Annotated in this window: 19 protein-coding genes; 8 read left to right on the top strand and 11 right to left on the bottom strand. The window is 66.6% G+C overall.

All coding sequences use genetic code 11. From position 1 onward, the window contains the following. Window positions 1-58 precede the first annotated feature (58 nt). On the top strand, window positions 59-793 hold the full coding sequence (locus AAFF19_RS00605; protein WP_034692556.1) for an SOS response-associated peptidase family protein: 735 nt from the start codon (window positions 59-61) through the stop codon (window positions 791-793). A gap of 38 nt (window positions 794-831) precedes the next feature. On the opposite strand, the gene AAFF19_RS00600 is transcribed toward AAFF19_RS00605, so the two are convergent. Next, window positions 832-2,253: a DUF2130 domain-containing protein gene (locus AAFF19_RS00600; protein ID WP_034692577.1), complete on the bottom strand. Its 1,422-nt coding sequence runs from the start codon at window positions 2,251-2,253 to the stop codon at window positions 832-834. Between the two features lie 122 nt (window positions 2,254-2,375). Then, window positions 2,376-2,885: a DUF1993 domain-containing protein gene (locus AAFF19_RS00595; RefSeq protein WP_008903015.1), complete on the bottom strand. Its 510-nt coding sequence runs from the start codon at window positions 2,883-2,885 to the stop codon at window positions 2,376-2,378. 526 nt (window positions 2,886-3,411) lie between these two features. Between AAFF19_RS00595 and AAFF19_RS00590 the strand changes: the two genes are divergently transcribed. Beyond that, a complete protein-coding gene (locus AAFF19_RS00590) occupies window positions 3,412-4,728 on the top strand; it encodes an MFS transporter (protein ID WP_342721053.1) in 1,317 nt (438 codons plus the stop codon). Between the two features lie 36 nt (window positions 4,729-4,764). Here the strand turns inward: AAFF19_RS00590 and AAFF19_RS00585 are convergent, their stop codons facing one another. Beyond that, window positions 4,765-5,520 (bottom strand): tyrosine-protein phosphatase, encoded by a 756-nt coding sequence (locus AAFF19_RS00585; RefSeq protein ID WP_182120019.1) that lies wholly within the window; start codon window positions 5,518-5,520, stop codon window positions 4,765-4,767. 128 nt (window positions 5,521-5,648) lie between these two features. Between AAFF19_RS00585 and AAFF19_RS00580 the strand changes: the two genes are divergently transcribed. Beyond that, window positions 5,649-6,482 carry an AraC family transcriptional regulator gene (locus AAFF19_RS00580; RefSeq protein WP_342721052.1) on the top strand — a complete coding sequence of 278 codons (834 nt, stop codon included), beginning with the start codon at window positions 5,649-5,651 and terminating at the stop codon, window positions 6,480-6,482. Here the strand turns inward: AAFF19_RS00580 and AAFF19_RS00575 are convergent. The 4 genes from AAFF19_RS00575 to AAFF19_RS00560 all read right to left on the bottom strand — a co-directional run bounded on the left by AAFF19_RS00575 (window position 6,458) and on the right by AAFF19_RS00560 (window position 10,475). Then, the gene (locus tag AAFF19_RS00575; protein WP_008903804.1) at window positions 6,458-6,781 is read right to left on the bottom strand and encodes a DUF2834 domain-containing protein; all 324 of its coding nucleotides are present in this window, start codon (window positions 6,779-6,781) and stop codon (window positions 6,458-6,460) included. The two genes, AAFF19_RS00580 and AAFF19_RS00575, sit on opposite strands and share 25 nt — an antisense overlap. Before the next feature lie 134 nt (window positions 6,782-6,915). Continuing rightward, a complete protein-coding gene (locus AAFF19_RS00570; RefSeq protein WP_008903805.1) occupies window positions 6,916-7,266 on the bottom strand; it encodes a DUF4124 domain-containing protein in 351 nt (116 codons plus the stop codon). A gap of 54 nt (window positions 7,267-7,320) precedes the next feature. Further along, the gene (locus AAFF19_RS00565) at window positions 7,321-7,536 is read right to left on the bottom strand and encodes a hypothetical protein (protein ID WP_008903806.1); all 216 of its coding nucleotides are present in this window, start codon (window positions 7,534-7,536) and stop codon (window positions 7,321-7,323) included. Beyond that, window positions 7,533-10,475 (bottom strand): DNA topoisomerase III, encoded by a 2,943-nt coding sequence (locus AAFF19_RS00560; protein ID WP_342721051.1) that lies wholly within the window; start codon window positions 10,473-10,475, stop codon window positions 7,533-7,535. The genes AAFF19_RS00565 and AAFF19_RS00560 overlap by 4 nt, the downstream gene beginning before the upstream one ends. Window positions 10,476-10,606: 131 nt before the next feature. Between AAFF19_RS00560 and AAFF19_RS00555 the strand changes: the two genes are divergently transcribed. Genes AAFF19_RS00555 through AAFF19_RS00545 form a run of 3 tightly spaced genes read left to right on the top strand, consistent with a single transcriptional unit; the run spans window position 10,607 to window position 12,829 of the window. After that, on the top strand, window positions 10,607-11,209 hold the full coding sequence (locus AAFF19_RS00555) for an SET domain-containing protein-lysine N-methyltransferase (RefSeq protein WP_008903807.1): 603 nt from the start codon (window positions 10,607-10,609) through the stop codon (window positions 11,207-11,209). Further along, complete coding sequence (locus tag AAFF19_RS00550) at window positions 11,206-12,066, top strand: biotin--[acetyl-CoA-carboxylase] ligase (protein WP_008903808.1); 861 nt, start codon at window positions 11,206-11,208, stop codon at window positions 12,064-12,066. Before AAFF19_RS00555 ends, AAFF19_RS00550 begins: the two co-directional genes overlap by 4 nt. 46 nt (window positions 12,067-12,112) lie before the next feature. Then, entirely contained in the window at window positions 12,113-12,829 is a 717-nt protein-coding gene (locus tag AAFF19_RS00545; protein ID WP_008903809.1) for an SPOR domain-containing protein, read from the top strand. Between the two features lie 68 nt (window positions 12,830-12,897). On the opposite strand, the gene AAFF19_RS00540 is transcribed toward AAFF19_RS00545, so the two are convergent. The 4 genes from AAFF19_RS00540 to AAFF19_RS00525 all read right to left on the bottom strand — a co-directional run bounded on the left by AAFF19_RS00540 (window position 12,898) and on the right by AAFF19_RS00525 (window position 16,715). Beyond that, the gene (locus AAFF19_RS00540) at window positions 12,898-14,349 is read right to left on the bottom strand and encodes a sensor histidine kinase (RefSeq protein WP_008903810.1); all 1,452 of its coding nucleotides are present in this window, start codon (window positions 14,347-14,349) and stop codon (window positions 12,898-12,900) included. A gap of 80 nt (window positions 14,350-14,429) precedes the next feature. Then, window positions 14,430-15,104 (bottom strand): response regulator transcription factor, encoded by a 675-nt coding sequence (locus AAFF19_RS00535; protein ID WP_008903811.1) that lies wholly within the window; start codon window positions 15,102-15,104, stop codon window positions 14,430-14,432. 162 nt (window positions 15,105-15,266) lie between these two features. Beyond that, window positions 15,267-16,112 (bottom strand): N-formylglutamate amidohydrolase, encoded by an 846-nt coding sequence (locus AAFF19_RS00530; protein WP_034693315.1) that lies wholly within the window; start codon window positions 16,110-16,112, stop codon window positions 15,267-15,269. Between the two features lie 96 nt (window positions 16,113-16,208). Next, the gene (locus tag AAFF19_RS00525) at window positions 16,209-16,715 is read right to left on the bottom strand and encodes a MarR family winged helix-turn-helix transcriptional regulator (RefSeq protein WP_008903813.1); all 507 of its coding nucleotides are present in this window, start codon (window positions 16,713-16,715) and stop codon (window positions 16,209-16,211) included. 141 nt (window positions 16,716-16,856) lie between these two features. Between AAFF19_RS00525 and recA the strand changes: the two genes are divergently transcribed. Together recA and recX are read left to right on the top strand one after the other, a co-directional pair. Beyond that, the gene (gene recA, locus AAFF19_RS00520) at window positions 16,857-17,969 is read left to right on the top strand and encodes a recombinase RecA (protein ID WP_008903814.1); all 1,113 of its coding nucleotides are present in this window, start codon (window positions 16,857-16,859) and stop codon (window positions 17,967-17,969) included. Window positions 17,970-18,059: 90 nt separating this feature from the next. Then, on the top strand, window positions 18,060-18,524 hold the full coding sequence (gene recX, locus AAFF19_RS00515; RefSeq protein ID WP_008903815.1) for a recombination regulator RecX: 465 nt from the start codon (window positions 18,060-18,062) through the stop codon (window positions 18,522-18,524). Window positions 18,525-18,560: the final 36 nt, after the last annotated feature.

The raw sequence follows: 18,560 nt of genomic DNA, 5'->3' as shown, positions 1-18,560 counted from the left end.
AAGCGCTTGAGGCCTGTTTGATGCAAATTGCTTGTGCGCCACGCGCTACCATCGCCCCATGACCACCCACTACGAAACCCTGCCCGCTGCCGACAATTACCGCGAGGCCTTCGCGGTCGAGCCCGCCGACCTGGCGGTCGAACGCCATCTGTGGCCGCGCAAGCCGGGCTGCTTCATCGTGCATGCGGCCACGGCGGCCGCCATTGCGCAGCCGCCCTCGGCCACAGTGCCCGAGGCCGCTGCCGCAGACGCCAACCCCAGCCGCGTGCTGGTGACTGGGCAGTGGGGCCTGGTGCCGCACTGGGTCAAGTCGGCGTCCGACGCGAAGCTGCGCGCGCCCAAGCTGGTCAACGCCAAGTCCGACACCGCATCCACGGGCACGGCGTTCCGCGATGCGTGGCTGAACGGCCAGCGCTGCATCGTGCCCATGATGGCGTTCTACGAAGACGACCTGCGCAACGGCGGCAAGGCCGTGCCCACGCGCATCGCCCGCGTGGACGGCAAGCCCATGGGCGTGGCGGGCCTGTGGGCGCGCTGGCAGGACTCCGATGGCGAGGTCATCATCAGCTACTGCCTGCTCACGGTAAACGCCAACAACCACGCCCTGCTGCACCGCTACGGCCAGCCGGGCAGCGAAAAGAACATGCCCGCCATCCTGAACGAAGGCGCCTACGACGCCTGGCTGACAGCGCGGCCCGAAAAAGCCAAGGAATTCATGCGCCAGTACGCCGCCAACTGGCTGCTGGCCAACCCGGTGGAAAAAAAGGCCGACAAGGTGCCGCGTGCCTGGTAGGGTGCCGCGGGCGCTGGCAATGAGTGCCCGGCCCTGCATCACTGGCCGTCCGCAATCCCCAACTGCTTGAGCTCCGCAAACTTGGCCGCCATCGTCGGGTTGCCGCGGGTCAGCTTCTTGATCGTGAGGTCTTCGGCCTTGTCGTTGGCCAGGCGCAGGTTGTTGGCCGACTTGTGCAGCGCCTCCTTGGTCTTCTCCAGGTCCTTGATCGCCTCGTCAATGCGCTTGATGGCTTCTTCAAACCCATCGGACGCCAGGCGCCAGTTGCGCCCGAACGCGCCCTTGAACTCCTCCAGCTGCGACTCGAACCTGGTGATGTCCAGGTTCTGCGCCTTCACCAGCGCCAGCTCCGACTTGTACTGCAACGACTTCATCGCAGCGTTGCGCAGCAGCGTGATGATGGGGATGAAGAACTGCGGCCGCACCACGTACATCTTGGGGTAGCGGTAGAACATGTCCACGATGCCGGTGTTGTACAGCTCGCTCTCGGGCTCCAGCAGCGACACCAGCACCGCGTACTCGCAGCCTTTTTCGTTGCGGTCCTTGTCCAGCTCTTTGAGGAAGTCTTCGTTGCGCTTCTTGGTGGCGGTTTCGTCGCTCTCGTTCTTCATCTCGAACATGATCGAGACGATCTCGTTGCCCGCCTCGTCCGCGTCGCGAAAGATGTAGTCGCCCTTGCTGCCGCTGCGTGCGTCGTTGTCCTTCTCGAAATACGCGCGGGGGAATGCCGTGGCGCGGATGCGGTTGAACTCCGTCTCGCAGTGCTGCTCCAGCGTCTCGCCCACCATCTTGGTGGACAGGCGCGCCTTCATGTCCCTGAGGCGCGCAATCTCGCCATCGCGGTCGCGCAGCTGCAAGGCGTACTGCTCCTTGATGGCGGCCTCCTCCAGCTGCTTTTTCACCACCACCAGGTTCAGGTCGTTCTTGATCTCATCGCGCTCGCGGGCCACCACGGTGACCGCCTCGGTCACCGCCAATCTGCGCGCCACTTCGGCAGCGTCCAGCTGTGATTTGAGCTGCTGAATCTCCGCGTCTTTTTTGGCAGCCACGCCCTGCAGCTCTTGCGCCAGCCGTGCTTGTGCCAGCTGGTCCGCTGCCTGCTGCGCCTGCCGCGCGCGCTCCAGCTCACTCACCAGCTTGTTTTCCAGCGCATCGCGCTGCTTTTCCACTGCGCTCAGGGCCTGCGCCACCGCCAGGTCGCGCTCCACCGCGCCCGCGCCCAGCTGGGCCTTCAGGGCCAGAATCTCGGCATCTTTGGCCGCTGCCGCCTTTTGCAGCTCATTGGCCACCTGGGCCTGTGCCAGCGCCACCGCATTGCGCTTGTCCTGCTCGGCCAGCTCCAGCCGCTCGTGCAGCTGCGCTGCGAAATCCGCGTCGCGCACCTGCTTGAGGATGTCGGCATACCCGGTTTCGTCCACCTTGAACGCCTTGTTGCAGTGGGGGCAGATGATGTCGTGCATGGCGGTCACCGTGTAGCGTGTTTCGTTGGTGGGGGAGCATAGCGGGCAGCACCTGCACAAAGCCCGGCCGCAATGCCCAGCACAACGTTCTGTGAAGCGCCGTGCCGAACATGTTCAGATCATCAATAAGCGCCCATGTAGTCGCGCTTGCCAATGGGCAGCCCGTTGTGGCGCAGGATGTCGTAGGCCGTTGTCACATGAAAGAAGAACTGCGGCAGACCATAGTTCGCCAGGTAGGCCTGCCCACTGAGCTTTTTCTCTTTCGGCGTGCCAGGGCGCAGGACGATCTCAACACCTTCTTTGCCTTCAAACTGTGCTGCGTTCACGCTGTCCAAAAAGGCCAGGGTCTGCGCCAGCAGCGCATCCAGATCGGCAAAGCTTTTTTCTTCGCCTGCAAAGACCGGCACATCCACCCCCGCCAGCCGCGCCGCGATGCCGCGGGAAAAGTCGGCGGCAATCTGCACCTGCTTGAGCAACGGAAACATGTCGGGCGCCAGCCGTGCCTGCAGCAAGGCGTCGGGCTCGATCGACTTGGTGGTTGCGTATTCGCTCGCTTGCGCAAGAATGGATTTCAACGCGGTCAGCATCTGCTTGAGGACGGGAACCGAGTGGGAGTACATGGGGCTGGTCATGGGGTGGTCCGGTGAGTGGTGAAAAGGGGAAAAGCCAGGGGTGCCGTCGCGCCAAAAGGCCGAGGGCTGCCAGGCTCGTGTGGAATGGGTTTGGAAGCGACTGGTTCGCGCCGCCTGTTGCGCCGCCGGGCACTTTAACCCGCCTGCAGGGTCCGGCGCCTCCGGGGCGATGTCACCCTTGCCTTACCAGAGGGCTTCACGTGCCTGGCGCTGTCGGCTCCATCAGATCGGCCGCCCCGTGCAAGACGGCGAGCGCAAACGGGTGATCGGCCCGCCGCCGCGCGCACCTGCGTGGCGCTGTACTACTCCATAAAGGCCCGCGACTCGGCGTTCGTGCTGGCCGTGCGCAGCCAGCTTGAGGCGGGGGTCAAGCGCCAGGTTTGGAGCCAAATTGGCCTCTGACGCTTATCCAGCAAGCGCCAACAGCTATAAAAATAATATCTATCAACGCACTGCGTACTTGCACTCAGCGAGCACTGGCGCCGCCCTGCAAGTCCTCGCAGTGCCGTGGGGTAAATTGCCCCGCATGCCGAACTCCTCTTCGTCCTCCTCTGTCGCCGCCCCCGCATCCCTGATTGATTCGCGCACGGCCGCGTGGCGCCTGCTGACCACGTTGGGCCTGGTGGTGCTGGGCAACAGCAGCATGTATGTGGTGTCGGTGGTGCTGCCCGCCGTGCAGGCCGAGTTTGGCGTGGGCCGTGCCGATGCGTCGCTGCCCTACACGCTGATGATGGTGTGCCTGGGGCTGGGCGGCATCTGGACGGGCCGCATGGCCGACCGGCACGGGTTGATGCCGGTGCTGTGCGTGGGCGCGGTGGCCGTGTGTGGCGGGTTTGTGTGGGCGGGGCTGTCGGGCAGCATCTGGGGGTTTGGGCTGGCGCACGGGTTGATGGGGCTGATTGGTGCGTCGGCCACGTTTGCGCCGTTGCTGGCCGACACGGCGCTGTGGTGGAACCGGCGGCGCGGCATTGCGGTGGCGATCTGTGCCAGCGGCAACTACATTGCGGGCGCGCTATGGCCGCCCATCGTGCAGCACGGCATCGAGTCGATTGGCTGGCGCCACACCTATGTGCTGATGGGGCTGGTGTGTGGCGTGGGCATGCTGCTGCTGGCGCTGCGCATGCGCCAGCGCGCGCCGGTGGTGCAGATGGATGCGGCCCCTGCACCGGCCGCGTCGGCGCATGGTGCGGCAGACGGTGTGGCGCCCACAGCGTTGTGGCTCGACCGCAGCCGCCCGTTTGGCCTGCGCCCGGTGCACGCGCAGTTGCTGCTGTGCGTGGCGGGTGTGGCGTGCTGCGTGGCCATGGCGATGCCGCAGGTGCACATCGTGGCCTATTGCACCGACCTGGGTTTTGGCGCGGCGCGGGGGGCCGAGATGCTGTCGCTGATGCTGGCGTGCGGCATTGTCAGCCGCCTGGTGTCGGGCGTGATCTGCGATCGCATTGGCGGCGTGCGCACGCTGCTGCTGGGTTCGGCCTTGCAGGGCGTGGGGCTGGCGCTATTTCTTCCGTTTGACGGGCTGGTGCCGCTGTATGTGATCTCGGCCATGTTCGGGCTGTTCCAGGGCGGCATCGTGCCCGCCTACGCCATCATCGTCCGCGAGTACTTTGCCCCGCAGGAGGCCGGTGCCCGCGTGGGCGCGGTGATCATGGCCACGCTGATCGGCATGGCGCTGGGGGGCTGGATGTCGGGCTGGATTTTTGACGTAACGGGCAGCTACCAGGCGGCGTTCATCAACGGCATGGGGTGGAATCTGCTGAATCTGTCGATTGTGGGGTGGCTGTATTGGCGCGTGCGCCAACAGCGCGCCGTGACGGCGCAGCCGCAGCAAAGCCCGGGGTAAACCGGGCAGGCGCGGCCAGCAGGCGCCATCGGCAGCTCAAGCCGCCTGCAGGTAACGCCCCGCCAGCTCCTTCTGGGCGGCGGCGTCCACACCCAGCACATCCACCAGATACGGCTGCACGCCGCCAAAGTCGTTGTCCACCAAGTGCAGGGCGGCGTCCAGAAACTCCTCTTGCACGCGCCACAGCACGCGCAGCACTTCTTCAGGCGCGTGGCTGCCCATGCCGGGCGGGCGCTGGTAGAGCGCGTTGGTGAGCAGGTAGTCGTGCATGACCACGTCACGCGGCACGCCCAGTGTCAGCAGGATGAGGGCGGCGGCGAAGCCGGTGCGGTCTTTGCCTGCGGTGCAGTGGAACACGGTGGGTGCATCGCTGGCCAGCAGCAGGCGGAACAGCTCGGCAAAACGCGGCGCGTTGTCGTGCACAAAGCCGCGGTAGGTGTCTTGCATCAGGCCCACGGCGTCTTGCGCGGTGAGCTGGCGGCCGGTGCGTTGCAGCTCCAGTGCGCGCTGCACCACGGTGGGCTCGATGTGCAGCGGGTGGTAGGCCACGCCGGGCAGCGCATAGGCATAGGCGGCGCTTTCGGCCTGGCCCCGAAAGTCCACCGCGCGGGCCACGCCCAGGTGGGCCAGCAGGGCCTGGTCTTCGGGCGTCAGGCCCGCCAGGTGGTCGGAGCGGAAGATGCGGCGCCATTTCACCGGGCGCCCGCCGTGGCCCACATAGCCGCCGAGGTCACGGAAATTGGTGGCGCCTGCGAGGGGGAGGGATCGGGTGGGGGTTTGCGCTTGCTGCATGGTGCGTGGGATTGAGGTGCGGTGGGGCGAGTGCTGAACCGCCAAGGATAGACGGGCGGTACCGCAGGCACATGTCGCACGGGTGGCTGGTTCGGCCACTGGCTGGCGCGGGTGTGCAGAATCCGGCCATGCAGCGTTTTGTGCCCGTACCCCCTGATCTGCAACCCTGGCTGGTAGGCGCGGTGGTGGTCGATGCCCCGGCAACGCTGGCGCAGTCGCATTTCCCGGCGATGGTGTCGAGCATGCTGGTGGTGCGGCTGGCGGGCCAAGTGCACTGCCGTGGCGCGCTGGTGCCACCTTCGGCCTGGATCAGCGCCAGCACCACGCCCACCGTGTACGAGCACGGCGGCCCGGTGCGAGCAGTGGGGCTGGTGCTGCAGCCTGCGGCAGCGGCGGCGCTTTTTGCCAACGCGCGTGGGCAGGTCAACACAGCGCGCCCGCTGGCGGAACTGGCTGGCCCCCGGTGGGCCGAAGTGGAGCACGCAGTGAGGGCCACAGCAGGCGATGGCGCGCGGCTGGAGGTGCTGTGCCAGTTTGTCCGGCAAACGGTTGCACCGCCGTCGCCCTGTGAATCGCAACGGCTGCAGGGGCTGGCCTTGCTGGCTGCGATGGGCCATCGCATGGGCCTGGGCCAGCGGCAATTCGAACGGCGCTTTGTGGCGCACTGGGGCATGGCGCCCAAGCAGTTTGAGGTGATTGCGCGCATGAACAGCGCGCTGGGGCATGCGCTTGCCGCGCCGGGAAGTACGGTTGCCGGGGCAGAGCTGGCAGCCGACGAAGGCTATTACGACCAGTCGCACATGGGGCGCGACGTGCGCAGGCTCGCGGGCCACCCGTTGCGGGCGCTGGTGCAAGGCACGCGCACCCCGGTCAGTGCGCAATGGCCCATGAAGATCGGTGTGCAGGCGCAGCAGGCGCTGGCGCACCTGCAAGGCGATCAGGAATTGGTCCGCAGACGCTGAGCCAGGTACAGCGGCATGGCGAAGGCCAGGCCCAGGCACCAGCAGGCGGCGATGTAGGCCCAGCGCCAGGCGCCCCGGGTGCCGTCAGCGGCAACCCAGGCGGAGAACGCCCCAGCCGCCAAGTACACATCCAGGGTGATGGCCGTGGTGAGCGGGTTGGCGAAGGCATCGCTCCAGAAAACCCCGGGCATCACGCTGCCCCCCGACAGGAAATACACCGCGTTGAAATACCAGGGGACTGCCAGGCCGGCAAGAGCCAGGAGAAGAAAAAAGGTGCGCAGGTACCGGTGGTTGTGCATTGTTGTATGGGGCCTCCCACGTGGAGGCCCGGACAGTGGATCAATGCACCGATTGAATCCGCACACCCTGTGGACGGCTAGGAAAAATGCGACTTGTCCGCGCAGGCCGGCCGTGAACTCTTCAGTGCACGTATTTACTGCGCGCGGGGGAGCGATGTGACGGCGCCGTCCACCGGCTGCTCCTGCGCCCCTTTGGGGCAAGGCTGGTCGGTGTAGGTGGTGCGGCCGTCCTGCACGCACTTGCGAGGCTGCGCAGCCAGCGGTTGGGATGCCCCACCCTGTACGGCGCCGGCCCGTGCAGCAGGTTGCTGCTTGCCGGGCGGCAGCGTTTCGGGGCCCGGGCGGGTGATCTTTTTCCAGGCCTGCTCGGCCCAGGGCCCGGCGTGGGGCAACCATTGGTCGTGCGTCCACCACGCGGCGGCGGCAGCGGCAACGAGAATCACCGCTATGGCGGTGAGGACCGTGCGTTCCGAGCGGCTGCGCATGCGGGGGTGTGGCGGATCAGGACCGACGACAGACCGGGGCGGGAGCCAGCGGCGTCAGCGCTGGCGCTGCACGCCCACGTCCATGGTGCCGTAGACGGTGATGCCCGAGGGCTCGCGCGCACCGGCTGCGTCACCAGCGCTGGTGCGTGCGGGCAGGCTGTCGCAGCCCGCAAGTGCCGCCGCAGCAGCAACAGCCAGCACCAGCCTACGCCAGCCGGATGCTCTGACGCTGGTGGCGCTGTGTCGGGCGAAGTCGTGGTGGTGTTTCATGCTGCGTCGCCTCCCAGATGGTTGCCCAGAATGCCGGCCAGCTCGAACATGCCCGCGCTGTCCTTGCCGAACACGGCGCGCAGCTTGTCGTCGGCGACGATGGTGCGCTTGTCCTTGGGGTCCTGCAAGTTGTTGGCCTTGATGTACTCCCACATCTTCTTCACGGCCTCGGGGCGGGCCACCGGTTCGGAGCCGATCACGGCAGCCAGGGCAGCACTGGGGGCCTTGCCTGCGGCGGCCTTGCGGGGTGCCTTGGCGGCTGCGGTCTTGGTGGCCGGGGCCTTCTTGGCGGCAGCAGGCTTTGAGGCTCTTTTGGCTGCAGCGCTTGTCCTGCCTGCGCCACCAGCTCCTGTTTTTGCAGCAGCGCCTGGGCGCGGCGGGAACTTGCTCGGTGCAAACTCGAAGTTGACCTTGCCCGCCTCCTTGTCCCACGCCAGGTGGGCCTTGAAGGCGCGGCGGGTGCGCATGCTCACAAACTTGTCGAGCAGGTCGGTCTTGCCGGTGTCGAGCAGCTTGGTCATCTGCTCGCGCTCCACAGGCTGTTGAAGGATGATCTTGCCGCTCTTGAAGGTGCAGCTGGGCGTGGGCTGGGCGGCGGTGGGCACGGCCTTGCTGCACACGTAGTTGCTGCCGTGCTCATGCACTTCCGAGCCGCAAATGGGGCACGCGCCGAGTGATGCGTCTTCAAACTCCACGATCTCGCCAGATTCTTCGCCCTTCTTGTCGTCGCCAAAGTCGAATTCGAGCTTGTAGTTGTGCGCCTCGTCGTCGTACTTGATGACGATCTCGGACGTGAAAGGCCAGCCCGCCTTGGAGCGGAAGCCTTCCAGCGGGCCGATCTTCTTGTCGCGCAGCAGCGCGTTGGCCTCGGCCGTTTCAAAGGTGCGGCCTGCGGGCGATTTGCCGAAGCTGAAGCCGCAGCCTTCCGAGCCGGGCTTGCCCACGCAGGCAAAGCGGCGGTAGTTCTCTTTGACCACGCCGCCGCAGTTGGGGCACGGCGATTCGAGTGTGGCGTAGTCGCCGGGGATGGTGTCGCGGTCGTATTCCTTGGCCTTTTTCACCATGCGCTCGGTCATGGCGGCGATCTCCTGCATGAAGGATTCGCGCGTGAGCAGGCCCTTTTCCATCTGTGCGAGCTTGAACTCCCATTCGCCCGTGAGGTCGGCGCGGCACAGTTCTTCCACCTCCAGCCCGCGCAGCAGCGTCATGAGCTGGAAGGCCTTGGCCGTGGGGATGATCTCGCGGCCTTCGCGCAGCATGTATTTTTCGGTCAGCAGGCCTTCGATGATGGCTGCGCGCGTGGCGGGCGTGCCCAGGCCTTTTTCCTGCATGGCTTCGCGCAGCTCGTCGTCGTCGATCTGCTTGCCAGCGCTTTCCATGGCACCGAGCAGCGTGGCTTCCGAGTAGCGGGCGGGGGGCTTGGTCTTGAGGCCCTTGGGGTCCACCTGCAGGGTGTTGACCATTTCACCAGGCTTCACGGGCACCAGGTTCTGGCCCTTGTCGCCGTCCTTGCCGCCTTCGACTTCGTCAGCCGCTTCCTTGCCGTAGATGGCCAGCCAGCCAGGTTTGACCAAGACCTTGCCTTCGGTCTTGAAGCTGTGTGGAGCCACAGTGGAAATACGCGTGGTGACGGTGTATTCGGCGCTTGGGAAGAACACGGCCATGAAGCGGCGCACGACCAGGTCGTACAGCTTCTGCTCAGCCTCGCTCAGGCCGCTGGGCGCCTGCAGCGTGGGGATGATGGCAAAGTGATCGCTCACCTTGCTGTTGTCGAAGATGCGCTTGGACGGGCGCACGTAGTTGTTGTTCAGCGCGGTGAGCGCGTGCGGCGCCAGGTGGCGCATGCCGCTGTCGGCCAGCATCTCGAAGGTCTGCTTGGCCACGGGCAGATAGTCTTCCGGCAGCGCGCGCGAGTCGGTACGCGGGTAGGTCAGGGCCTTGTGGCGCTCGTACAGGCTTTGCGCCAGCGCCAGCGTGGTCTTGGCAGAAAAGCCGAACTTGCCGTTGGCCTCGCGTTGCAGGCTGGTCAAATCGAACAGCAGGGGCGACGCCTGCGTGGTGGGCTTGCTCTCTTCGGTGACCGTCGCCTGCTTGCCGCGCACGGCGTTGGCAATCGCCTGGGCTTCCGATGCAGACCACACGCGGTCGGCGCGGGCTTCCACGTCTTCCGATTTTTTCCATTTGGGGTCGAACCATTTGGCGGGGTATTCACCGGCCTGGGCGCCAAAGGTGGCGTGGATTTCCCAGTAGTCACGGCTGATGAACTTGCGGATCTTTTCTTCGCGCTCCACCACCAGCGAGAGCGTGGGTGTCTGCACGCGGCCCACGGTGGTCAAAAAGAACCCACCGTCGCGCGAGTTGAAGGCCGTCATGGCGCGGGTGCCGTTGATGCCGACCAGCCAGTCGGCTTCAGACCGGCTGCGCGCGGCGTGGGCCAGGCCTGCCATCTGCTGCTCGCTGCGCAGCGCATCGAAGCCATCGCGGATGGCCTGGGGCGTCATGGACTGCAGCCACAGGCGCTTGACGGGCTTGCCAAGACCTTTGCCATCGGGCTTGCTGCCCCCGGCGTACTGCTCGATCAGGCGGAAGATCAGCTCCCCCTCGCGTCCCGCGTCACAGGCGTTGATGAGTTCGGTCACGTCCTTGCGCTTGGCCTGCTTGACGACTGCGTTCAGGCGCGTCTTGGTCTTGTCCACGGGCTTGAGGTCAAAGTACGGCGGAATCACAGGCAGGTGGGCAAAGCTCCACTTGCCGCGCTTCACGTCAAACTCTTCGGGCGCCTGGATCTCCACCAGGTGGCCCACGGCGCTGGTGACTACATAGCGGTCGTTTTCGAAGTGTTCGTCGTGCTTTTCAAACTTGCCCGCCACGGGCGTGAGGGCGCGCACGATGTCTTGCGCTACCGAGGGTTTCTCTGCAATTACCAGGGTCTTGGTCATTTTGGGGCTCTCGCCAGTCGTTCTGGTTGCCCGGGTTCCGGGCGCTTCTACAATTCGTCTCTCACGCGCATGCACACGCATACACGCGCACGCACACATGTGTGCACTATCAAGTTAACAGAGTTTTTGCCATGCCCCGCACCGCACCGCCTGCAACCCCGACCCCCGCGCAGGGGCGTCGCATCCAGACCCGGCGCTCGGGCGTGCATGGCAAGGGCGTTTTTGCCGTGCAGGATATTGCAGAGGGCGAAGTCCTTGTCGAATACACGGGTGAAGTGATCGGCTGGCAGGAGGCGCAGGACCGGCACCCGCACGACCCCTTGCAGCCCAACCACACGTTCTACTTTCATGTGGATGAAGACCACGTGATCGACGCAAAGTTCGGCGGTAATTCGTCGCGCTGGATCAACCACAGCTGCAACCCCAACTGCTACGCCGACGAACGCGACGGCCGCATTTTCATCACCGCGCTGCGCAACATCCAGGCGGGCGAAGAGCTGAACTACGACTACGGCCTGATCATTGAAGAGCGCTACACCCCGAAGCTCAAGGCCGAATACCCCTGCTGGTGCGGCAGCAAGAACTGCCGGGGCACGCTGCTGGCGCCCAAGCGCGGCTGGGCGCCGCCGGTGCCGCTGCCGCCGTCCAGGCCGTCTTCTTCCAAAAAGGCTGCCAAGGCCCCCAAGGCGCCCAAGGCGCCCCAGAAGACCAAGCCGCGGGGCCGCAGCCAGTGAACGCCACGTCCCCGATCCGTTGGCCCGCCGAGGCCATCTGGGAGGCGGTGTCACCGTTGCTGCCGGGCTTTACCGTCGAGGTGCTGCCCACCATCGACTCCACCAACACCGAGCTGATGCGCCGCGCGCGCAACGGCCAGTGCGACCCCACCCTGCTGGTGGCCGAGCAGCAGACGGCCGGGCGCGGGCGGCTGGGGCGGGTTTGGCAAAGCGACGTCGGGGCTTCGCTCATGATGTCCCTGGGCTTGCCGCTGGCCCCCAAGGACTGGTCCGGCCTGTCGCTGGCCGTGGGCGTGAGCGTGGCCGAGAGCCTGCAGCCCGTGCTGCCGCCGCTGGGCACTCACCAGCCGGCCCGCGTCGGCCTGAAGTGGCCCAACGACCTCTGGCTGGGCGGCGTGGCGGGCGACCGCAAGCTGGGCGGCATTCTGGTGGAGACTGCGAGTTTTGTGGCGCCCCAGACGGCGATTGCACCAGGCCATGCAGGCACCGCACGCTATGTGGTGGTGGGCATTGGCATCAACGTGCTGCCGCGCAGTGCCGAGGGCATGAGCATGCCGCCCGGCAGCCTGCAGGAGGTGGAGCCGGGCATGGACGCGCCCACCGCCCTGCTGCGCATCGTGCCGCCGCTGGTGGCCATGCTGCGCTCGTTTGAAGGCTACGGATTTGGCCCCATGCAGCCCCGCTTTGCGGCACGCGACGTGCTGCAGGGCCGCGCAGTGACGCTGAGCGACGGCCACACCGGCACCGCGCATGGCGTGGGCGACGATGGTGCGCTGCTGGTGCATACGGCGGGCGGCATGCAGGCCATCACCAGCGCTGAAATCAGCGTGCGGCCCACTGCGGTGCCACCGGTGTGAAGATGCTGCTTTTGTTGATTCCGATGTTCCTGAAAGGCTGCGCCCCATGCTCCGACTTGCCGTGATCGTGCTGCTGCTGGCCAACGCGGGCTACTACGCGTGGTCGCAGGGGCTGCTCAAGGACTGGGGCTTTGCCCCTGAGGAGCAGGCCGAGCCCCAGCGCATGAACCAGCAGATCCGGCCCGAGACGCTGCAGATCCTGCGTGTGAACCCCAGCCGCACTGCGCCCTCATCGTCCTCGCAGTCTGCGCCCTCCGGCGTGGCGGTGGCCAGCAGCAACGCCAGTTCTGCGCCGTCGTCCCCGTCTGCATCCGACGCCGCGGAATGCCTGCAGGCGGGGGTGTTTGACGAGCGCCAGGCCGAGACCTTGCGCGCCACGCTGGCCCCGCTGCCGCAGGGCAGCTGGCAGCTGGACCCCACCCCCATCCCCGGCCGCTGGATGGTGTACATGGGGCGCTTTGATGACCTGGAGACGATGGACCGCAAGCGCGCCGAGCTGCGCGCCCGCAAGGTGGACCACGACCGCGCCGGTGGCACGCTGGAATACGGCCTGTCGCTGGGGCGTTTCTCGTCCAAGGAAGCGGCCGAGCGCGAGCTCACCAATCTGGCCAACAAGGGCGTGCGCACGGCGCGTGTGCTGCAGGAGCGGCCGGACGCCACCGGCTTCACGCTGCGCCTGCCCGCGGTGACGGACGCGCTGCGCCCGCAGCTCGAACCCCTGCGCACCGCCATGGCCGGCAAGACGCTGCGGGCCTGCAGCTGACGGATAGGCGGTACGGCGGGGCGCAGGCGTTCCCGCACCGTTGATGTCCGCCCTTGGCCGCGACGCGATCAGCCCGGCACAACGGTATCGCGCGCTGCAAAGCGCACACTGAAGCGCGCGCCCGGCGGGTGGTGCCCGGGGCGCGCGTCTTCCAGCGTGACCTCGGCGTCGTGCTTGCGCGCGATCTCCAGCACGATGGGCAGGCCCAGGCCCGAGCCATCGGCCTCGCTGCCCAGCGCCCGGTAGAAGGGCTGGAACACCAGCTCGCGCTCGGCCTCGGGCACGCCGGGGCCCGAGTCTTCCACCTGCAGCAGCAGCACATGGCCAAAGGTGTCGGCCAGCACGCGTGCGGTAACCACGCCGGGCTTGTCGGGCGTGGAGGGCGTGTAGTTGATGGCGTTGTCCACCAGGTTGCGCACGAGCTCCTTGAGCAAGGTGGGGTTGCCGTCCAGCACCATCCCGGGCGAGCCGGGCTCGGCGCCGTCGTAGCCCAGGTCGATGTGCTTTTCCAGCGCGCGCGGCACCGAGTCGCGCACCACCTCGATGACCAGCCGTGCCAGGTCGCAGGGCTGGCGGGCAATGCCCACGCCGCTGCCCTCGGCGCGCGCCAGCGCCAGCAGCTGGTTGACGGTGTGCGTGGCGCGGATGCTCGAGCGGCCGATCTGCTGCAGCGAGCGCTTGAGCTCCTCGGTGCTGGTGCCTTCGCGCTGGGCCAGGTCGGCCTGCATGCGCAGGCCTGCCAGGGGGGTCTTGAGCTGGTGGGCCGCGTCGGCCAGAAAGCGCTTTTGCGTGGCCAGCGAGTCGTTCAGGCGTGTGAGCAGATCATTCACCGACGACACCAGCGGCGCGACCTCCAGCGGCACGGTGCGGTCGTCCAGTGGCGAGAGGTCGTCGGGGTTGCGCGCGCGGATGCGCTGCTCCAGCTGGTTCAGCGGCTGGATGCCGCGCGCCAGCGCCAGCCACACCAGCAGCACGGCCAGCGGCAGGATGACGAACTGCGGCAGCATCACGCCCTTGATGATTTCGGTGGCCAGCACACTGCGCTTTTCGCGGGTTTCGGCCACCTGCACCAGCGCCACGGGCGTGTCCTCCAGCGGCAGCCGCACCCAGATGTAGGCGATGCGGATATCGATGCCCCGCAGCTCCGCATCGCGCAGCCGCACCTCGCCCGACTGGGGAATTTCATCCGCAGGCGGCTGGGGCAGTTCGCGTTCGCCCGAGAGGAATTCACCCCCAGGGCCGATGACCTGGTAGTACACGATGTCGGAATCGTCGGCCCGCAGGATTTCGGTGGCGGGCTGGGGCAGGTTGAACTGGGCCTTGCCCCGCGAGACGCTCACCAGCTGGGCCAGCGCGTGGGCGTTGTATTCGAGTGCGCGGTCAAAAGGCTTGTTGGCCAGGCCCTGGGCCACCAGCCAGGTCAGCGCCAGGCTCACGGGCCACAGCAGCAGCAGCGGCGTGAGCATCCAGTCCAGGATCTCGCCAAACAGGGAGCGCTGCTCGCGCTGGAAGATTTTCAAGGCAGTCGCCGTGGTGGGTTTTGAATGAAATTGGCCTCTGGCGCTTATCCATCAAGCGCGAGTAGCTATCATTTTTTTGACTATCCGGGAATCTTCTCCAGGCAGTACCCCAGGCCGCGCACCGTGGCGATGCGGATGGGCCCGCCCTCGATCTTCTTGCGCAGGCGGTGGATGTAGACCTCGATGGCGTTGTTGCTCACCTCTTCGCCCCATTCGCACAGGCGCTCCACCAGCTGCTCCTTGCTGACCAGGCGCCCAGCGCGCTGCAGCAGCACTTCGAGCAGGCCCAGCTCGCGCGCCGACAGCTCGACCATCTTGCCGTCGATGGTGGCCACACGGCCCGCCTGGTCGTACACCAGCGGGCCGTGCTTGATGGCGCTGCTGGTGCCGCCCATGCCCCGGCGCGTGAGCGCACGCACGCGCGCCTCCAGCTCCTGCAGGGAAAAGGGCTTGGCCATGTAGTCGTCGGCGCCAAAATCGAGGCCCTTCACGCGCTCTTCCACGCTGTCGGCCGCGGTGAGGATCAGCACCGGCAGGGCCGAGCCCCGGCCGCGCAGCTTTTTCAGCACCTCCAGCCCGTGCATGCGGGGCAGGCCCAGATCGAGGATGAGCAGGTCGAACTCGTTGTTGGTCAGCAGGGCCGCGTCGGCCTCGCTGCCGCTGGCGACGTGGTCCACCACGGCCCCCGATGCGCGCAGCGTGCGCAGCAGGCCATCGGCCAGCACCTGGTCGTCTTCGGCAATGAGGATGCGCATGGGGGTTGTCTCCTGGTGGGTGGCTGTGGTCTGGCGCCGCGCCTGTGCCGCGATTTTAGGAGGCACTCGGGCCTGGCGTATCCATCGCGCACATCGGGCCGCCGCAGTGGTCCTGCGCCGGTGCGGCGCAGGTTTGGCTGTGACCTGGCAGGCGCTGGACGGTCAGCGTGGATCGGTGGCGAGCAGCTTGTGCACCAGCGCCTTCAGGTCGGCCTGCAGGCGCGCCATGCCTTCGGGGTGCTGTGCCAGCGTGTGCTCATCCATGTACAGCCGGCGGTTGATCTCCAGCTGGATGCTGTGGCGGTGCTCTGCCGGGTTGCTGTAGCGCCGCACCAGCTCCACGCCCTTGTAGGGGTGGTTGTGCTCCACGCTGTAACCACAGCCGCGCAGGTGCTCGCACACCAGGGCCGACAGCGCGGGGCTTGCGGTGGTGCCGTCGCGGTCGCCCACCACAAAGTCGGCGTGCACCAGGCCCGGAAATTCGGTGGCAAAGCGCCCCGCCACGGCGGGCATCGAGTGGCAGTTGATGTGGATGCTGTAGCCGTGGCACGCGTGCGCGGCGGCAATGGCCTGTTGCACGGCAGCGTGGTAGGGGCGCCAGCAGCGCTCAATGCGCGCGCGCACCTCGGCCACAGAGAGCTGGCGGTTGTAGATCGGCTCGCCTTCGTCGGTGAACTTCCAGATCAGCCCCTTGCCCAGGCGCACCTTGCTGAGCACCGCGGGCTCGGTGGAGACCGGCTCGGTCCATTCGCCGTCGAGCAGGCTGGTGTCCAGCTCGGTGGTGTCGCGGTTGGCATCCAGGTAGATGCGCGGGAAATGGGCTTCGATCCAGGCCACGCCGAGGGCGGGGGCAAAGGCGTAGATCTTCTCGACATGCGTGTCTTCGGCGCGGCGCAGGGTGGGCAGATCGCAGGCCGAACCAAAATCAGCGGGGTATCGGGTGCCGCTGTGGGGGGAATCGAGCACCAGCGGGGTACGGCCGGGCAGGTGGGTGACTTCGGAGGACATGGCTTCGAGGGTAACGCAGTCGGCAAGGGTGCCAGTGTGCGCAATCCGCCAGCGGGCGTCCATGGCGCATTCCCTTGTGTAGTGCCTGCGGACGGGTCAGGGCGGGGCGCCGCCCGCGTAGGCCTCCAGCCCGATGGCCACCACCGTGGCCACCTCGGCGCCGACTTCATCGCGGAACTCCGCCTCGGCCTGCGCGACGGCATCGTGAAACGCCTGCAACCACGCCAGGCCCGTGGGCGTGAAGCGCACGCGCCGCGCGCGCGCATCCAGCGCGTCTGCCTCGCGTGTGACCAGGCCCCAGGCCTCGCACTGGTCCACCAGGTGGGCCATGGCCTGCTTGGTCATGCCCGCGCGCTGGGCCAGGTCGGTCAGCCGGTCGCCCTGCAAGGCCAGGTGGCGGGTGATGTGCACGTGCGCAGCCGTCACCTGGTCACGTGCCGCCAGGTTGGACAGCGCCAGCGGCACTTCGATATTGCGGGCCATGAGCTGCAGCACCCGGGCGTCGAAGCGGCGCAGCGCGCTGCCCATGAGGCGACCCAGGTGGGTTTGCCGCCAGCCGTCGTCGGCCGCCGCAGGCAGGCCGGAGCGAGAAAAATCGGTCATGGTAAATTGTCAGGCAAACTGACCAAATATCGCTTTGTTTTGATTGCATCACTCGCATAAACTACTGTTCAAGCATCCAGCCTGTGATTAACCGCAGAGCGATGCAAGCATCCAACCTGTTGTTTTTCAAGGAGTTTTCTCATGGACGTCGCAGTCAAAGGCACCAACCCGGCATTGCCAGTGAACACCGAAAAGGCCAAGGCCCTGGCCGCCGCGCTCGCCCAGATCGAGAAGCAGTTTGGCAAGGGCACCATCATGCGCCTGGGTGAAGGCGAGGTGATCGAGGACATCCAGGTTGTCTCCACCGGCTCGCTGGGCCTCGACATCGCCCTGGGCGTGGGTGGCCTGCCGCGCGGCCGGGTGGTTGAAATCTATGGCCCTGAATCGTCGGGCAAGACCACGCTCACGCTGCAGGTCATTGCCGAGATGCAAAAGCAGGGCGGCACCTGCGCGTTCGTCGATGCCGAACACGCGCTGGATGTGCAATACGCCCAGAAGCTGGGCGTGCAGCTGTCTGACCTGCTGATCAGCCAGCCCGACACCGGCGAGCAGGCACTGGAAATTGTGGACAGCCTGGTGCGCTCGGGCGCCGTGGACCTGATCGTGGTGGACTCGGTGGCCGCGCTCACGCCCAAGGCCGAAATCGAGGGTGAAATGGGCGACAGCCTGCCTGGCCTGCAGGCCCGCCTGATGAGCCAGGCGCTGCGCAAGCTGACCTCCACCATCAAGAAGACCAACTGCATGGTCATCTTCATCAACCAGATCCGCATGAAGATCGGCGTGATGTTCGGTTCGCCCGAAACCACCACCGGCGGCAATGCGCTCAAGTTCTACGCCTCGGTGCGGCTGGACATCCGCCGCACCGGCACCATCAAGAAGGGTGAAGAGGCCATCGGCAACGAAACCAAGGTCAAGGTGGTCAAGAACAAGGTGAGCCCGCCGTTCAAGACGGCCGAGTTCGACATCCTCTTCGGCGAGGGCATCAGCCGCGAGGGCGAGATCATCGACATGGGCGTGAACGCGAAGATCGTGGAAAAGAGCGGCGCCTGGTACGCCTACAACGGCGAAAAGATCGGCCAGGGCCGCGACAACGCCCGCGAGTTCCTGCGCGAGAACCCCGACCTCGCCCGCGAGATCGAGAACAAGGTGCGCGAGAGCCTGGGCATTGCCCTGCTGCCCGCGGCCCTGGAAGCCGCCCCTGCCGACAAGCCCGCCAAGGTTGCCAAGGGCGAGAAGGAAGACAACAACAAGTAAGCAGGCGGATGCGCGGCCTGTTTTGATGAAATGGGCCGCTGGCGCTTGCTGGTAAAGCGCTAACCGCTACTTATATGAGAGCAAAAGGCGATGGGCTTTGGCACCCTCTCCCTCAAGGGCCGCGCGCTGCGGCTGCTGTCGCAACGCGAACATTCGCGCGCCGAGTTGGCCACCAAGCTGGCGCGCCACGTGCAGGAGGGCGACGATCTCAACGCGGTGCTGGATGACCTGCAGGCCAAGGACTTCATCAACGCCCATCGCGTGGCCGAATCGCTGGTGCACCGCCGCGCCGCGCGCTTGGGCACCCAGCGCCTGGTGCAGGAGCTTCGCAGCAAGGGGCTGGATGACGACCTGGTGCGCGCCACTGCTGAACAACTGCGTGCCACCGAACTGGAGCGCGCCCGCGCCGTGTGGCGCCAGCGCTTTGGCAGCGTGGCCGACGACGCCAAGGAGCGGGCGCGGCAGATGCGCTTTCTGGCCGCGCGCGGGTTCGCGGGCGATGTGGTGCGCCGCGTGGTGCGCGGCGGCGGGCCTGAGGAAGACGACGCCCTGTGACCGCGCAGCCTGTGGGGCTGCGATCGCCAAAATAAG

The organism is Acidovorax sp. FHTAMBA (genome assembly GCF_038958875.1).
Lineage (GTDB): Bacteria > Pseudomonadota > Gammaproteobacteria > Burkholderiales > Burkholderiaceae_C > Acidovorax.
This window is presented reverse-complemented; position numbering and strand designations above follow the sequence as displayed.

Coding starts and splice junctions, on each gene's coding strand:
- AAFF19_RS00605 (WP_034692556.1), top strand. CDS start 59: ATGACCACCCACTACGAAACCCTGCCCGCTGCCGACAATTACCGCGAG.
- AAFF19_RS00600 (WP_034692577.1), bottom strand. CDS start 2,253: ATGCACGACATCATCTGCCCCCACTGCAACAAGGCGTTCAAGGTGGAC.
- AAFF19_RS00595 (WP_008903015.1), bottom strand. CDS start 2,885: ATGACCAGCCCCATGTACTCCCACTCGGTTCCCGTCCTCAAGCAGATG.
- AAFF19_RS00590 (WP_342721053.1), top strand. CDS start 3,412: ATGCCGAACTCCTCTTCGTCCTCCTCTGTCGCCGCCCCCGCATCCCTG.
- AAFF19_RS00585 (WP_182120019.1), bottom strand. CDS start 5,520: ATGCAGCAAGCGCAAACCCCCACCCGATCCCTCCCCCTCGCAGGCGCC.
- AAFF19_RS00580 (WP_342721052.1), top strand. CDS start 5,649: ATGCAGCGTTTTGTGCCCGTACCCCCTGATCTGCAACCCTGGCTGGTA.
- AAFF19_RS00575 (WP_008903804.1), bottom strand. CDS start 6,781: ATGCACAACCACCGGTACCTGCGCACCTTTTTTCTTCTCCTGGCTCTT.
- AAFF19_RS00570 (WP_008903805.1), bottom strand. CDS start 7,266: ATGCGCAGCCGCTCGGAACGCACGGTCCTCACCGCCATAGCGGTGATT.
- AAFF19_RS00565 (WP_008903806.1), bottom strand. CDS start 7,536: ATGAAACACCACCACGACTTCGCCCGACACAGCGCCACCAGCGTCAGA.
- AAFF19_RS00560 (WP_342721051.1), bottom strand. CDS start 10,475: ATGACCAAGACCCTGGTAATTGCAGAGAAACCCTCGGTAGCGCAAGAC.
- AAFF19_RS00555 (WP_008903807.1), top strand. CDS start 10,607: ATGCCCCGCACCGCACCGCCTGCAACCCCGACCCCCGCGCAGGGGCGT.
- AAFF19_RS00545 (WP_008903809.1), top strand. CDS start 12,113: ATGCTCCGACTTGCCGTGATCGTGCTGCTGCTGGCCAACGCGGGCTAC.
- AAFF19_RS00535 (WP_008903811.1), bottom strand. CDS start 15,104: ATGCGCATCCTCATTGCCGAAGACGACCAGGTGCTGGCCGATGGCCTG.
- AAFF19_RS00530 (WP_034693315.1), bottom strand. CDS start 16,112: ATGTCCTCCGAAGTCACCCACCTGCCCGGCCGTACCCCGCTGGTGCTC.
- AAFF19_RS00525 (WP_008903813.1), bottom strand. CDS start 16,715: ATGACCGATTTTTCTCGCTCCGGCCTGCCTGCGGCGGCCGACGACGGC.
- recA (WP_008903814.1), top strand. CDS start 16,857: ATGGACGTCGCAGTCAAAGGCACCAACCCGGCATTGCCAGTGAACACC.
- recX (WP_008903815.1), top strand. CDS start 18,060: ATGGGCTTTGGCACCCTCTCCCTCAAGGGCCGCGCGCTGCGGCTGCTG.